Source organism: Castellaniella sp. WN, assembly GCF_054457555.1.
In genome coordinates this window covers 1,990,607-2,004,505 of record NZ_JBTKZC010000001.1, presented here as the reverse complement: position 1 = coordinate 2,004,505, position 13,899 = coordinate 1,990,607, and the positions used below count along the sequence as shown (strand labels likewise).

The window sequence follows — 13,899 nt, the reverse complement described above, 5'->3', positions numbered from 1 at the left end:
AATCCGCCCTGGATGATGCGCGGCTGACGCGCTATGCCCGGCACATCCTGCTCGATGAGCTGGGTATCGAGGGCCAGGAGCGTCTGCTGGCGGCCCGGGCGCTCATCGTCGGCGCGGGCGGCCTGGGATCTCCGGCGGCGCTGTACCTGGCCGCCGCGGGCGTGGGACGGATCACGCTGGTGGACGACGATGTCGTCGAGCTCAGCAACTTGCAGCGCCAGATCCTGCATGTCATGTCCGGCCTGGGGCGGCCCAAGGCCGAATCGGGCCGGGACGCCCTGCTCGCACTGAATCCCGACGTCCAGGTGCGGGCGCTGGTCGAGCGCCTGGACGATGTCCGTCTGCGGGAGCTGGTCCGCGACGTCGACGTGGTCCTGGACTGCTGCGATAATTTCGCCACCCGACACGCCATCAATCGCGCCTGTGTGATGGTCCGCAAGCCCCTGGTCTCGGGGGCGGCGATCAAGTTCTCGGGGCAGATCAGCGTCTACGATCTGCGGGATGCGGACGCGCCCTGCTATCACTGTCTGTTCCCCGAGGCCGACGATGTCGAGGAACTGCGCTGCGCCACCACGGGGGTGCTGGGGCCCCTGGTGGGCATGGTGGGCAGCGTTCAGGCGACCGAGGCCATCAAGGTGATCACCGGCATGGGCGAGCCCCTGGTCGGGCGGCTGCTGTCGGTCGACGCCCTGCGCATGCAGTGGCACACGATCCGCTTCAGGCGCGATCCGGACTGCCCGGTATGCGCCCGGCGCGGGCACGCAGCAGCAGTGTCCCCAGGCGGTTGATCCGCGCATCCACGTACAGGTCGCGGCCATTCCTCTGGCGGGAAAACGGCGTGCCGGGATGGTACAGCCAGACGGTGCGCATGCCGGCCTGGCGGGCGGATTTCAGGTTGCGCTCGGTGTCTTCGACCAGGATGATCCGGCGGGGCGGCACGCCCAGCCGGGCGGCCACCATGCGCATCAGGCCGGGCGACGGCTTGGGCCGCGCCAGCCCCATGGGCATCATGTGGTCGATGGCCCAGAGGCCATCGAATTCCTGCAGGATCCCCAGCGCGTCCAGCACGCGGCGGGCGTAATGGGCGGGTGCGTTGGTCAGCACGATGCGCGTGCCCGGCAGGCCGCGCAGGCGGGCGGCCAGGCCGGTTTCGGAGTGCACCAGCGGGGCGATGTCGAAATCGTGGCAGATCGCGAGGAACTGGCGCAGGTTCACCCCGTGGTGGCGCGCCAGGCCGATGGCGGTGGCGCCGTAGCGTTCCCAGTAACGCAGGCGCAGGGCATTGGCCTGGTCCGGGGGCAGGCTCAAGGCCTGGGCCACGGCGGCGCCCATGCGCCGGTCGATGGCGCGGAAGATGCCGCGCGAGGCGTCGTGCAGGGTATTGTCCAGGTCGAACAGCCAGACCGGATCGTCGGGCCGGACGGCCCGCCGGCGCCGCAAGGGGCTGGGCGCTTTCATAGGGCACTCTTGGCGCTTCGCGCTGGCCGCCTCGCGGCCTGCGGGCCGCCCTGATTCGTCGGCGCCGGGCGAGGCATCAATGCGAACTGATCATGGTGCCCACGCCGCGATCCGTCAGGATTTCCAGCAGCAGGCAGTGCGGCACGCGGCCGTCGATGATGTGCACCGAATTCACGCCGTGGCGGGCGGCGTCCAGCGCCGAGGAGATCTTCGGCAGCATGCCGCCCGACAGGGTGCCGTCCTGGAACAGCGTGTCGATCGTCTGGGCCGACAGGCTGCGCAACAGTTGGCCGTTCTTGTCCAGCACCCCCGGGGTGTTGGTCAGCATGACGAGCTTTTCGGCGCCCAGGACCTCGGCCATCTTGCCGGCGACGACGTCGGCGTTGATGTTGTAGGCCTGGCCGTCCTCGCCGTAGCCGATGGACGAAATGATGGGGATGAACTGGTCGTCCTGGAGCGCCTTGACGACGGCCGGCTCGACGCGCTCGATGTCGCCCACGAAGCCGATGTCCAGCATCTGGCCGGGGTGGTCGGGGTCGGGCATGAGCTTCTTGCGCGCCTGGATCAGACAGCCGTCCTTTCCGGTCAGTCCCACTGCCTTGCCGCCGGCCTCGTTGACCATCATGACGATGTCCTGCTGGACCTGGCCGCCCAGCACCCATTCGACGACTTCCATGGTTTCGGCGTCGGTGACGCGCATGCCCTGGATGAAAGTGCCTTCCTTGCCGATGCGCTTGAGCGCGCTGTTGATCTGCGGGCCGCCGCCGTGCACCACCACCGGGTTCAGACCGACCAGCTTGAGCAGCACCACGTCGTGGGCGAAGCTGCGCTGCAGGTGTTCGTCGGTCATGGCGTTGCCGCCGTACTTGATGACGACGGTCTTGCCGTGAAAGCGGCGGATGTAGGGCAGGGCCTCGGAGAGGACTTCGGCCTTGAGGGCGGCCGGCGTTTGGGAAGAGATGTCCTGGGCGGTATTCGTCATGTCAGGAAGCCAGCGCCTGTTCGACCGTGGCCATGAAGGCCTTTTCGTCGTAGTTGCCGAGATAGCGTTTGATGATGCGGCCCTGCTTGTCGATCAGGAAGGCCGTGGGCGTCAGGCGCACGTCGCCGAAGGCCTGGGCGATCCTGCCCTGGGCGTCGATGACCACCGGGAAGGGCAACCGGCGCGTTTCGGTGAAGTTCTTGACGTAGTTGGGCGGATCGTACTGCATGGCCACGCCGATGGTATCGAAGCCCCGGGATTTCAGTTCCTGGTAGTGGCGGACGGTGTCGGGCATCTGCGCCACGCAGGTGGTGCAACTGGTGGCCCAGAACTTGACCAGCACGACTTTGCCGCGCAGGTCCTGGGTGGTGACGGTATGGCCGTTCAGGTCGGTGAAGGCGATGTCGGGCGCCGCCTGGGCGGATCCCTGGAACTGCCAGAGGGCGGCGGCGCCGATCGCCACGATGGCCGCCAGGCCAAGGAATAGTCTTTTCATCGCAGGGCCGCCCCAAGATGAAAAGCCCTCTTTGGGGGCGGCAAGCCCGAAGGGCGCAGCGTGGGGGTCATGTTTTTCATTGCACGGGCATGGCTTGGGCGCCGCCGTCGCCGCCCGCGGGCGGCGGAGCGGATGCGCCGGATGAACTGGAATCGCTGACGGGCGCGGCGCCCTGCCTGCCGGGTTCGGTGAGCAGGGTTTCGCGCGCCACGATCGTGAACAATTTTACGACTTTATTGATTCCTGAAATCCCCGAAGCGGCGGAAGCGGCGCGGCGGCCTTCCTCGTCGGTGACCTTGCCCATCAGATAGACGACTCCGCGCTCGGTCGTGACCTTGATGGTGCGGAAGGGCACGTTCTCGGTGGCGACAAGCTGGCTCTTGACCTTGGAGGTCAGCCAGGTGTCGTTGGTGCGCACGCTGAGCGGGGTGATGTCCCCGACCCGGATGTAGTTGTCCACCGAACGGACCTTGGTGATGTCCCGGGCGATGGTCTCGGCCCGCTGACGGTCGGCTTCGGTGGGGACGTCGCCCACCAGCAGCAGCCGGCCCGCATAGGACGTTCCCAGGACGCGGGCCTTGTCGTCGAAGGCTTTGTTCATCTCGCTGGAGACGCGCAACTCGATCGTCTGGTCGTCGACCTGTTCGCCGGCGGTGCGCCGGTCGGTGGCCACGGCGGCGGAGGTGGCGGCCGCGCCGCCCACGACGAACAGGCCGCAGCCCGACAGGAGGGACAGGCCGGCGAGGCCGATCAGGAGGCGGGCGAGCGTGCGGACGGAAACGGTCATCAGAGAGGGTCTCCCAGGAGCAGGGCGTCGATGCCGTCGCACATGGCGTGCAGCAGCAGGATGTGGACTTCCTGGATGCGCATGGTGCGGTCGTGCGGGACGCAGAGGTGGATGTCGGTCTCGTAGAGCAGGGAATTGAGCTGTCCGCCGCCCTTGCCGGTCAGGGCGATGATCTGCATGTCGCGTTCGTGCGCGGCTTCGATGGCGCGCAGGACGTTGGGCGAATTGCCGCTGGTGGTGATGGCCACCAGGATGTCGCCGGGCTGGCCCAGGGCGGCCACCTGGCGTTCGAACACGGAATTGAAGCCGTAGTCGTTGCCCACGGCGGTCATGATCGAGGTGTCGGTGTTCAGGGCGATGCCGGCCAGCGGCAGGCGGTCGCGCTCGAAGCGGCCGACGAGTTCGGCCACGAAGTGCTGGGCGTCCGCGGCGGAGCCGCCGTTGCCGCAGGCGAGGATGCGGGCATTGTTGGTCAGGGCGCCGAACAGCAGATCGACTGCGGCGGCCAGGGCGGGGGCCAGATCGCGGGTGCTGGAGCGGAACGCGTCGACGGCGTCGTCGAAGTGCGACGTCATGCGGGAGGTCATGTCCATGCGCCGATTATCGCATGAGCGCGCCGCCCCGGCGCCCCTGAACGTAACAGTTTACGGACCGCTCAGGCACGGAAGGCGTCGCGGATCCAGAGGGGCCGGTCCGTGTCGAAGGCCACCACGTCGAAGCGGCAGGCCGGGGCGGCGCCGCCGAAATGCAGCCGGACGAGTCGGGGCAGGAAGTGGCGCGCGGCCCGGATCAGCCGGGCCTGCTTGGAGCGGTTTACACTGGCGGCGGCGCCGCCGAAGGCCGGATTGCGGCGTTCACGCACTTCGATGAACAGCAGCAGGGCGCCTTCGCGGGCCACCAGGTCGATTTCCCCGGCGCGGCAGCGCAGGTTGGCCGCCAGGATGCGCACACCGCGCGCTTCCAGGTGGCGTGCCGCCCGCGCCTCGGTTTCGCGGCCACGGCGTTGGGCCGGGGACCCGGCCGGCGGCTCGGCGGCGGCTCTGTCGGCGGTGCCGGCGGCCACCTGCCCGGAGCGCCGCAGTCGCCGCTTGCGGCGCTCCACCGCCCGGCGCTGGGCCTGTCTGGCGGTTTCATAGGGGTCCGCGGGCATGGGAAATCCAATCGGCATGAGGAAAGAGCGAGTATGACGGACAGTGCAGACTGGGAAAAGGCCGGGCCGACGTGGAAACGTCACGCGGAGTTGGCGGCGGGTCAGTCCTGGCCGGAGGGTTGCCTGTACGTGGTGGCGACGCCGATCGGCAATCTGGAGGATCTGAGCCTGCGCGCCTGGGAGGCCCTGCGCCGCTGCGACGCGATCGCGGCCGAGGACACCCGCACCACCCGGGCGCTGCTGGACGCCTGGGGGATCGATACGCCGTTGCTGGCGGCTCACCGCCACAACGAGCGCGAGGCGGCCGAGGCCGTGATCCGGCGGCTGGCCCGTGGCGAGCGCATCGCTCTGGTGTCCGACGCCGGCGCGCCCGCGGTGAGCGATCCGGGCGCGCGGGTGGTGCGCGAGGTTCAGGCGGCCGGCCACAGGGTCGTGCCCCTGCCGGGGCCCAGCGCCGTGGTCGCCGCCCTCATGGCGAGCGGCGCCACCCGCGATGAGGAACCCGGTTTCGCCTTCGCCGGCTTCATGCCGTCCAAGGCCCAGGCGCGTCGCAAGTGGCTGGAGCGGTGGCTTGCCTGGCCGGTGCCGGTGGTGATGTTCGAGACGCCGCACCGACTGCGCGCGGCCCTCGGGGATCTGTCGGCGGTGGCCGGCCCGGACCGGAGGCTGACCGTGGCGCGCGAACTGAGCAAGCGCTTCGAGGAGATCCGGACTCTGCCGGCGGGAGAGGCCATCGCCTGGCTGGATGGAGACGCCCATCGGGAGCGGGGCGAGTTCGTGCTGGTGGTGCATGCGGAGGAGCGGGCGGAGGCTCCGGACGAGGATCTGTCGCCCGAGCAGCGCAGGGTCATGGAGGCGTTGCTGGAGGACCTGTCCGTGCGCGATGCGGCGCGGATCGGCGCCCGGGCAACGGGGTTGGCGCGCGACCGGCTGTACGCCTGGGCGCTGGCACGGGGATGAGATCGGACATGAAATGGTCCCTGCGGACCATTTCATGCCTATCGAATCGGAGCGGCATGCAGGCCGCGACGTGGAGAGATGCCACAATTTGAAAATGGCCCCGTCCGACTCAGAGGTTCCTTGGCGCTAAAGCCCTTGGTCCAGCGCGATCACGGGGTTCAGTCCGGCGGACTCCGCCAGCCGCGAAGCGGTATGGGCGGCCTCGTCGCGCGACAGATAGGGACCCATGCGGACCTTGTAGAGCGGTGGCTGGTGCGTGACGGTGGCGGGCTCGGCCTGGCCCGCGGCTTCGATATTGACGCGCCGGGCCAGCGCCTGGGCGTTCTGGGCCGAGGAGAAGGCGCCGAACTGCAGGTAGATACCGCCTGGTTGCCGCGTTTCGGGCATCGAGGGCGCGGGCTCCGATGGAGGCGACGGCGCCTGAGGGGCGGGCGGATCGGCGGGCAGGCCGACCTGCTGCGTCCGGGCTGTGCCGGGTAGCGAGGGCGTCGAGGCCGCCGGAGCCGAGGCCATCAGGGGCGCGGCCGGATAGCGGCCGGCGCGGATGTCGGCGTTGGTGATGGCCTGCACCACCACGCGGCCGCTGCCGGGGCCGATCAGCCCCAGCTTGGCGGCGGCCACGTAGGACAGATCAATGATGCGTCCCGGATGGAAGGGCCCCCGGTCATTGATGCGCACGACCACCGAGCGGCTGGTGCCCACCCGGGTCACACGCGCATAGCTGGGGATCGGGAGGGTCGGATGCGCCGCCGTCATGGCGTACATGTCGTAGGTCTCGCCATTGGCGGTCTTCTCGCCGTGGAACTTGCGTCCATACCACGAGGCCAGGCCTTCCTGGCGGTAGGGCTGGTCCTCGGCGATCGGGACATAACGCACGCCGAAGACTTCGTAGGGGCGGAAATTGGCGGGGGCATGCTGTTCGATGCGCGGGACGGCGTCGGGAATGGAAGCGATGTCGGCCGGGATGTCCCGGCCGGGACCGTCGTCCTTGTAATAGCCGCCCGAGCGCGAGGCGCAGCCCGCCAGGACGACCAGCGCAGCGCCCAGCAGGCACGGAATCAGGCGGCGCATCATCCTTCTCGCGGCTTGCGTGCCGCCCGGGCCCGTCAGGTGCGTACCGGCCCGCAGGGCCTGTCCCGCGTCCGGACTTCCCCCACTCAGAGAGAATTCGCGCTTGGGGCGGCCCGGCGCGCTCATGGCCGGCTCTCCTGCAGATTGGGGTTGCGGTGGCGCACCAGCAGGGGCGAATGATCCGCGAAGCGCCGGGCGAGCTGCTCGGTGACGTAGACCGAGCGATGCTGGCCGCCGGTGCAGCCGATGGCCACTGTCAGGTAGTTGCGCGTGTCCTGCATGTACAGGGGCAGCCATTTCCGGATGAAGGTGGCGATGTCGTCGATCATGGCCTCGACGCTGCCGAACTGGGCCAGCCAGGCGGCGACCGGGGCGTCGCGCCCCGTCAGGGGGCGCAGTTGCGAGTCGTAGTGGGGGTTGGGCAGGCAGCGCACGTCGAAGACCAGGTCGGCGTCGTGCGGTACCCCCCGTTTGTAGGCGAAGGACTCGAAGGTCAGGATCACCGAGGGACGATCCGTCTGGACCAGGTCGCGCACCCAGGCGCGCAGCTGCCCCGGCGCCAGGTCCGAGGTGTCGATGACATGCTCCTGGTTGCGCAGGGGGGCCAGGAGTTCCCGTTCGCGGGTGATGCAATCCTGCAGCGAGGGGTCCAGGCCCTCGTGCCGCAGGCGGTCGGTCAGGGGGTGGCGGCGCCGGGATTCGGAATAGCGCTGCATCAGGGTGTTGTCGTCCGCGTCCAGGAAGATCACGTGCAGCGCCGTGCCCATGGCGCGCAGACTGGTCAGGATGCCGGGCAGGTCGTCCAGGTCGCCCGGCGTGCGCACGTCGATGGCGACCGCCACCCGTTCCAGTCCGCTGTCCTGGGTGCTGGCGATGAATTCGTGCAGGAACCGCACCGGCAGGTTGTCGATGCAGGTGTAACCGGTGTCTTCCAGCATGCGCAGGGCCACGGACTTGCCGGAGCCGGAGATGCCGGTGATGAGGACGATGTTCAGCATGGCGTGCGCGGCGAGGACGTATTCGGCTCTGGATGAAAGAAGCCTCGCCTGGATCCGTCATGAACGGCGAGGCCCGCGCTGTGGCGTGCGGTCACGGCCGGGTCTCCCGGGAGCTTTCCATGATGGCCAGGGCCTGGCGTTCGATGAAGTCGCTCATGGTGTCGATGCCGCGCAGGCTGAGGATGGTGTTGCGCACGGCGGCCTCGACCAGCACGGCCAGGTTGCGGCCCGCCGCGACCTGCAGCATCACCCGGCGGATCGGAATGCCCAGGACATCCTGGTATTCGTCCTGGGTCGGCAGGCGCTCGAAGGTGTCGGGCGTCAGGCGCACCAGATGGACGATCAGCTTGATCTTCATCTTGCGCCGCACCGAAGTCTCGCCGAAGATCGTGCGGATGTCCAGCAATCCCAGGCCGCGGACCTCCAGCAGATTCTGCAGCAGGGGCGGGCACTGGCCCTCGACGAAATTCGGCGCGGTGCGCGAGAGTTCGACGGCGTCGTCGGCCACCAGCCCGTGGCCCCGGGAAATCAGTTCCAGGGCCAGCTCGCTCTTGCCCAGCCCGGATTCCCCGGTGATCAGGACTCCCAGGCCTAGCACGTCCATGAAGACGCCGTGCACCGTGGTCTTGGGCGCCATCCGCTTGCCCAGGTAAATGCGCAGCAGGTCGATCAGCAGGGCGGCGTCGGTGGGCGTCGCCAGCAGCGGGATGTCGTGTTCCAGGCAGTAGGTCCGGAGATCGTCGGGCGCCTGGGTGCCGGCCGCCAGGAAGATGGCCGGCACGCCCCCGGCCACCAGTTCGTCCAGGTGGTGCCGGCGACGGCGCTGTTCGAGCCGCAGGTAGTAGGACATTTCCTCGGCGCCGAAGACCTGGATGCGGCCCGGGTGGATCAGGTTCAGGTGGCCGACCAGATCGGCGGCGGCGCCGCCGCCGTCGGAAATCAGGCGCTGGCCGGCGGCGTCCTTGCCTGCGATCCAGGAGAAGGGGATCTTCTCGGCGTTGTCACGAATCAGCTCTTGGATGGTCAGCATGTTCAGGGGCCGGGGCGCTCGCGCCAGTCAGGATGAGATGGTGGATTTCCCGAGGGTCCGCGGACTGCGTCAAGGCCTGGCGTATGCCGGCGTCGGACATCAGGCGGGCGATGCCGGCCAGCAGGTCCAGGTGGGTCTGGGTGGCGGTTTCCGGAATCAGCAGGAAGAACAGCAGGCGGGCGGTGCGGCCATCGTTGGCGTCGAAGCGGACGGGTTCGGCCAGCCGGATGAAGGCGGCGTGGGGCTCCCGCAGGTCCTTGAGCCGTCCGTGCGGGATGGCGACCTCGTGGCCCAGTGCGGTCGAACCCAGCCGCTCGCGGGCCAGAAGACTGTGGAAGACCGCCGTGCGCGCGACGCCCTGATGATTCTCGAACAGCAGCCCGGCGTGCTCGAAGGCTCGCTTCTTGCTGGTGGCGGCCAGGTCCAGGACGATGTTTTCGGGCGGCAGGATGCGAGGTGTGAGATTCATGGCGTCCATTATAGGTAAATGGGCCATCGAGGGAACGCCTCCGCCGGACGGCCGAAAACAATGCGGCCCCGGACGATCGTCTCGAGGCCATGTGTCGTTCCGGGCCGGAGGAGCCGGCCCGCCCGTGCGTCGTCAGGCAGGGATCTCCTGGCGCTTGGGAGGTTCGTGGACGTGGTTCTGAGCCTTGGTCTTGTATTTGATGACCTGGCGGTCGGCCTTGTCGACCAGCAGATCGATGGCCGCATACAGGTTGTCGTCCGAGGCTTCGCAGTGCAGGTCCTTGCCACGCAGGCGCATGGTGATCTCGGCGGTGTGCTTCAAAGGCTCGATCGAGAGCATGACCTGGGTGTCGATGACCTGATCGAAGTGCCGCAGGACACGCGCCGTCTTGGTGTGGACGTATTCGCGGATGGCCGGGGTGATTTCCAGATTGCGACCGGTGATTGTCAGGCTCATAGTGCAGACTCCTTGCGGAAAGACGGGGAGAGTTCCGGAGAAAACCGGGTACGGACGGGATCGGCCTCCTTTTCTGACAGTTCGATGACAGGTCCAGTGTACCCATTGCCCCGGCCACATCAAGGGCCCGCTTCCGGTGTAAGATACCCGGATCAGTCCGCAGAGACTGATCCGGGATGCGCACCTTGCTGCGGCCTTTTCGCCGCCGGGCGCCGCCCCAAGGCGAAAAGCGCCCCCTCGGGGATGAGCCCGGACGCAGGGCAGTCCCTGCGGACTGGCCTGTGCCTGGCGAATCCGGGCGGCATGCAGGCCGCGAGGTGGACAGCAAGCGGCCGCGGGCTGCGCGGCGCGGGGGCACTCACATCCGGAAATTCTTCCCCAGATACACCTGGCGCACGGCCTCGTTGTCCACGATCTCGTTGGGGTGGCCGCTGGTCAGGACGCGGCCCTCGCTGATGATGTAGGCGCGGTCGCAGATCCCCAGGGTTTCCCGCACGTTGTGGTCGGTGATCAGCACGCCGATGTTGCGCCCCTTCAGGAACTGCACGATGCGCTGGATCTCGATCACCGCGATCGGATCCACCCCGGCGAAGGGTTCGTCCAGCAGGATGAATCGTGGATGGGTGGCCAGGGCGCGGGCGATCTCCACCCGGCGGCGTTCGCCTCCCGACAATGAAATCGCCATGTTGTGGCGGATGTGTTCGATCTGCAGTTCGTCGATCAGGGATTCCAGGCGTTCTTCCAGGGCGGCGGCCGACAGGGAACGGCCCTGGGTGTCGCGCTGCAGTTCCAGCACCGCGCGGATATTCTGCTCCACCGTCAGGCGGCGGAAGACCGAGGCGTCCTGGGGCAGATAGGACAGGCCCAGCCGGGCTCGCCGATGCATGGGGATGCCGGTGACCTCGTGCTCGTCGATCATGATGCGGCCCGTGTCGGCCGGGATCAGTCCCACGATCATGTAGAAACTGGTGGTCTTGCCGGCCCCGTTGGGGCCGAGCAGGCCGACGACCTCGCCGCTGTCCACCGACAGGGAAACGTCCTGGACGACGGCCCGGCGGCCGAAGGTCTTGCCCAGACCGATGGCCTGGAGGCTGCCGGACGCGCGGGTGGCATTGGCGGCGGAGTGGGAATCGTGTGCGGGCATGGGGATTACGAGCGGTCCGCTTTCTTGGCCTTGCACCGGGCGATGGCCTGGTCGATGCGGGACTGAGGCTGGGCCAGGGACCGGACGCGACCGCCGGCGGCGGCCGAGTTCTGCCCGCCGAACGCCTCGTAGGTGCCGGACTTTTCGTGATAGATGATGCGGGCGCCCCGGACGTTGTCGAACGCCTGGCCGCAGATCTGGCGGGTCACGGTGGCCTGTCCCGTCAGGGTGATGTCGCCCGACGAGCCCGCATAGTCGGCCTGCAGGCCGGTGGCGATGATCGTCTCGAACTTTTCGGGGTTTTCCTGGCGGATCGTGACGACCCCGCCCTTGGCGGCCGTGGCGGTGCCGAACTGATTGCCCTGGGCGTCCTCATGGGTGACGAGCTTGTCGCCGCGCAGGGTCATCGCGCCCCGGGTCAGGACCACGTTGCCGGTAAAGGTGCTGGTCTTGTTGACGTCATCGTAGTGCAGGGTGTCGGACAGGATCACCGTGTCGGGCTCGTCCTTGGCCGGCGCGGGTTTGCCCTGCGCGGCGGCTGTCTGGGCGGCCAGGGACAGCAGGGCGCAGGCGGCGATCGATGCGATCAGGGCGGGGGACGGGATTTTCATGGTCGTGCGTTCTTTCTGGGTCCGGCGTTGCGGGCGGCCTGGTCTTCGCCCGAGATCTTGACATCGCTGGCCGCCGTGACGGTCAGCTGTCGGGTGCGGTTATCGTAGCGCATGCCCTTGCCCCGCAGCGTGGAGTTGCCGTTGACGACCAGCGCCGGGCGGTCCGTGTGGACCAGGTCCCGGTTGGGCTCGATGATCAACTGGGTGCTGCGCACGTCCAGCAACTGGTGGTCGGCGTCGGGCAGGCGTTTCAGGTGTGCGTTGCCGTTCAGCACGATGCGGTCGCCGTGTTCGTCGAGCGTGCCATGGTCGGCGGTGCCTTCGGTGATGGGGGAGTCTGGCTGGTGGCCGACCGCGTGCGGCGAGGTGATTTCATAGGCGCCGGTGTCCGGGAAGTGCTCCATGGCGGTGCCTTCCAGACGGTTGATGGCGCGCCCGGCGGAATCGGTGCGCACCATGGTGAACCGGTCCGACCAGGAGTCGCGTTCGTGGGTCACGCGCCGGGGCGGATCGACTTCGATCGAGCGCAGGGCGTAGTCGGACGCCCACCAGGTGCCCAGCACCAGCAGGCCGAGCAGCAGTACGGCCACGAGACTGGGCAGCCGATCCTTCACTGGATGGCTCCTCCCAGTGCGGACAGGGACGCGGTGAAGCAGGCGCCCAGGCGGCCCTGGGCCGCCAGGATCAGGTCGCAGCATTCACGCACGGCGCCCGCGCCGCCGCGCAAGGTGCTGGTCCAGTGGGCCGTCTGACCGACGTAGAAGGGCGCATTGGGCACGCTGGCGGCGAAGCCGACCCGCTGCAGCACGGGCAGGTCGATGATGTCGTCGCCCATGTAGCCCACGGCCTGCAGGGGTAGGCCGGCCTCGCGGGCCAGGTCCTCGACCGTGGCGATTTTGTCGCGGACGCCCTGGAGGGCCGGGGAGATGCCCAGTTCGGCCGCCCGGCGGGCCGTGATGGCGCTCTTTCGGCCGCTGACCCAGGCCACGCGGATGCCCTGTTCGCGAAGCAGCCGCAGACCGTGACCATCCAGTGCGTTGAAGGGCTTGACGGCCTCGCCGTGTTCGCCGTACCAGAGACTGCCATCGGTCAGGATGCCGTCGACGTCGAACACCATCATGCGCACGGCGCGGGCGCGGTCGCGGACCGCTTCCGGGACGCGGGCCAGGATCTGGGCTTCGGCGGGGTGGGAAAAACCGGGCAGTTCGTTCATCAGATGACCTTTGCGGCGAGGAGGTCGTGCATGTGCAGAGCCCCCAATAATAGCCCGTCGCCGTCCAGGACCAGCATCTGGTTGAGTTTGTGCGCGTCCATGGTCGAGGCGGCCTCGATGGCGGGGGCGTCGGCCGGGATCGAACGCGGGTGGCGGCTCATGCCGGCCGAGACCGGCAGGGCGCGGATGTCGCCGTGCTGGGCGATCATGCGGCGCAGGTCGCCATCGGTGAACAGGCCCACGGGGCGCTCGCCTTCCAGGACGATGGCCATGCCCATGCCTTTGGAGGACATTTCGGTCAGGGCGTCGGGGATCAGGGTGTCCGGGGCGACGCGCGGCAGGGCCGCGCCGCTGCGCATGACGTCGGCCACGGAGGTCAGCAGCCTTCGGCCCAGGGCGCCGCCAGGATGCGAGCGGGCGAAGTCCTCGCGGTCGAAGCCGCGCGCCTCCAGGCAGGCGACGGCGATGGCGTCGCCCAGCACCAGGGCGGCCGTGGTGCTGGCGGTGGGTGCCAGGTTCAGGGGGCAGGCCTCCTGGTCCACGGCGGCGTCGAGTGCCAGGTCGGCGCTGAGGGCCAGTTCGGAGTCCGGATGGCCGGTCAGGGCGATGATGCGCGTGCCCATGCGCTTGGCCACGGAAATGATGGTGATCAGTTCCTGGGCCGAGCCGGAATAGGAGATCGCCAGCAGGATGTCCTGGCCGGTGAGCATGCCCAGGTCGCCGTGGATGGCCTCGGCCGCATGCATGAAGAAGGCCGGCGTGCCGGTGGACGCCAGCGTGGCGGCGATCTTGCGGGCGATGTGACCGGACTTGCCGATGCCGGTGACGACGACGCGACCCGGACAGTCCAGGATCAGGCCGACCGCCCGGGCGAAACGCGCGTCGATGCGGCTCCGCAGGGCCTGCAGGGCCTGGATTTCGATGCCGAAGGTGCGGTCGGCGCTGGCGCGGATCGTCGCCGGGCTGGGTTGGGGGTGGGCATGCATCTCGCGATTTTAAGCGGAACCGCCCTCTCGGTGAGGGGGACGGCTTGTTAAACTGTGCCCGCCCCCATGCCCCCGCCACAGGACCCAG

General features: G+C 68.6%; 18 protein-coding genes. 2 read left to right on the top strand and 16 right to left on the bottom strand.

The features are described 5' to 3' along the window. Window positions 1-8 precede the first annotated feature (8 nt). Window positions 9-788, top strand: coding sequence for a HesA/MoeB/ThiF family protein (locus ACTPOE_RS09325; RefSeq protein WP_458872798.1), 780 nt, complete (start codon window positions 9-11; stop codon window positions 786-788). On the opposite strand, the gene ACTPOE_RS09320 is transcribed toward ACTPOE_RS09325, so the two are convergent. The 6 genes from ACTPOE_RS09320 to ACTPOE_RS09295 form a co-directional block, all read right to left on the bottom strand. Then, window positions 718-1,458 carry a pyrimidine 5'-nucleotidase gene (locus ACTPOE_RS09320; RefSeq protein WP_458871934.1) on the bottom strand — a complete coding sequence of 247 codons (741 nt, stop codon included), beginning with the start codon at window positions 1,456-1,458 and terminating at the stop codon, window positions 718-720. The two genes, ACTPOE_RS09325 and ACTPOE_RS09320, sit on opposite strands and share 71 nt — an antisense overlap. Before the next feature lie 76 nt (window positions 1,459-1,534). After that, window positions 1,535-2,440 (bottom strand): acetylglutamate kinase, encoded by a 906-nt coding sequence (argB, locus tag ACTPOE_RS09315; protein ID WP_458871933.1) that lies wholly within the window; start codon window positions 2,438-2,440, stop codon window positions 1,535-1,537. A gap of 1 nt (window position 2,441) precedes the next feature. Next, the gene (locus ACTPOE_RS09310; protein WP_458871932.1) at window positions 2,442-2,936 is read right to left on the bottom strand and encodes a peroxiredoxin family protein; all 495 of its coding nucleotides are present in this window, start codon (window positions 2,934-2,936) and stop codon (window positions 2,442-2,444) included. Window positions 2,937-3,012: 76 nt separating this feature from the next. Beyond that, window positions 3,013-3,723 (bottom strand): BON domain-containing protein, encoded by a 711-nt coding sequence (locus ACTPOE_RS09305; protein ID WP_458871931.1) that lies wholly within the window; start codon window positions 3,721-3,723, stop codon window positions 3,013-3,015. After that, window positions 3,723-4,316 carry a phosphoheptose isomerase gene (locus ACTPOE_RS09300; protein ID WP_458871930.1) on the bottom strand — a complete coding sequence of 198 codons (594 nt, stop codon included), beginning with the start codon at window positions 4,314-4,316 and terminating at the stop codon, window positions 3,723-3,725. The genes ACTPOE_RS09305 and ACTPOE_RS09300 overlap by 1 nt, the downstream gene beginning before the upstream one ends. Window positions 4,317-4,378: 62 nt before the next feature. Further along, on the bottom strand, window positions 4,379-4,873 hold the full coding sequence (locus ACTPOE_RS09295; protein WP_458871929.1) for a YraN family protein: 495 nt from the start codon (window positions 4,871-4,873) through the stop codon (window positions 4,379-4,381). 33 nt (window positions 4,874-4,906) lie between these two features. On the opposite strand from ACTPOE_RS09295, the gene rsmI reads away from it, so the two are divergent. Continuing rightward, complete coding sequence (gene rsmI, locus ACTPOE_RS09290) at window positions 4,907-5,833, top strand: 16S rRNA (cytidine(1402)-2'-O)-methyltransferase (RefSeq protein WP_458871928.1); 927 nt, start codon at window positions 4,907-4,909, stop codon at window positions 5,831-5,833. A gap of 126 nt (window positions 5,834-5,959) precedes the next feature. Here the strand turns inward: rsmI and ACTPOE_RS09285 are convergent, their stop codons facing one another. From ACTPOE_RS09285 to ACTPOE_RS09240, 10 genes are all read right to left on the bottom strand, one after another. After that, window positions 5,960-7,030, bottom strand: a complete 1,071-nt coding sequence (locus tag ACTPOE_RS09285) for a septal ring lytic transglycosylase RlpA family protein (protein WP_458871927.1) — start codon at window positions 7,028-7,030, stop codon at window positions 5,960-5,962. Next, window positions 7,027-7,902, bottom strand: a complete 876-nt coding sequence (gene rapZ, locus ACTPOE_RS09280) for an RNase adapter RapZ (RefSeq protein ID WP_458871925.1) — start codon at window positions 7,900-7,902, stop codon at window positions 7,027-7,029. Before rapZ ends, ACTPOE_RS09285 begins: the two co-directional genes overlap by 4 nt. Window positions 7,903-7,993: 91 nt before the next feature. Beyond that, window positions 7,994-8,932, bottom strand: a complete 939-nt coding sequence (hprK, locus tag ACTPOE_RS09275) for an HPr(Ser) kinase/phosphatase (RefSeq protein WP_458871924.1) — start codon at window positions 8,930-8,932, stop codon at window positions 7,994-7,996. Next, a complete protein-coding gene (locus ACTPOE_RS09270; RefSeq protein WP_458871923.1) occupies window positions 8,904-9,401 on the bottom strand; it encodes a PTS sugar transporter subunit IIA in 498 nt (165 codons plus the stop codon). The genes hprK and ACTPOE_RS09270 overlap by 29 nt, the downstream gene beginning before the upstream one ends. A gap of 132 nt (window positions 9,402-9,533) precedes the next feature. Further along, a complete protein-coding gene (gene hpf / locus ACTPOE_RS09265; RefSeq protein ID WP_323024944.1) occupies window positions 9,534-9,857 on the bottom strand; it encodes a ribosome hibernation-promoting factor, HPF/YfiA family in 324 nt (107 codons plus the stop codon). 358 nt (window positions 9,858-10,215) lie between these two features. Further along, window positions 10,216-11,001: an LPS export ABC transporter ATP-binding protein gene (gene lptB / locus ACTPOE_RS09260; protein ID WP_458871921.1), complete on the bottom strand. Its 786-nt coding sequence runs from the start codon at window positions 10,999-11,001 to the stop codon at window positions 10,216-10,218. Between the two features lie 5 nt (window positions 11,002-11,006). After that, a complete protein-coding gene (gene lptA / locus ACTPOE_RS09255; protein ID WP_458871920.1) occupies window positions 11,007-11,612 on the bottom strand; it encodes a lipopolysaccharide transport periplasmic protein LptA in 606 nt (201 codons plus the stop codon). Beyond that, on the bottom strand, window positions 11,609-12,226 hold the full coding sequence (gene lptC, locus ACTPOE_RS09250) for an LPS export ABC transporter periplasmic protein LptC (RefSeq protein WP_458871918.1): 618 nt from the start codon (window positions 12,224-12,226) through the stop codon (window positions 11,609-11,611). The genes lptA and lptC overlap by 4 nt, the downstream gene beginning before the upstream one ends. After that, a complete protein-coding gene (locus ACTPOE_RS09245) occupies window positions 12,223-12,825 on the bottom strand; it encodes a KdsC family phosphatase (RefSeq protein ID WP_458871917.1) in 603 nt (200 codons plus the stop codon). The genes lptC and ACTPOE_RS09245 overlap by 4 nt, the downstream gene beginning before the upstream one ends. Further along, a complete protein-coding gene (locus ACTPOE_RS09240) occupies window positions 12,825-13,811 on the bottom strand; it encodes a KpsF/GutQ family sugar-phosphate isomerase (RefSeq protein ID WP_458871916.1) in 987 nt (328 codons plus the stop codon). The genes ACTPOE_RS09245 and ACTPOE_RS09240 overlap by 1 nt, the downstream gene beginning before the upstream one ends. Window positions 13,812-13,899 lie beyond the last annotated feature (88 nt).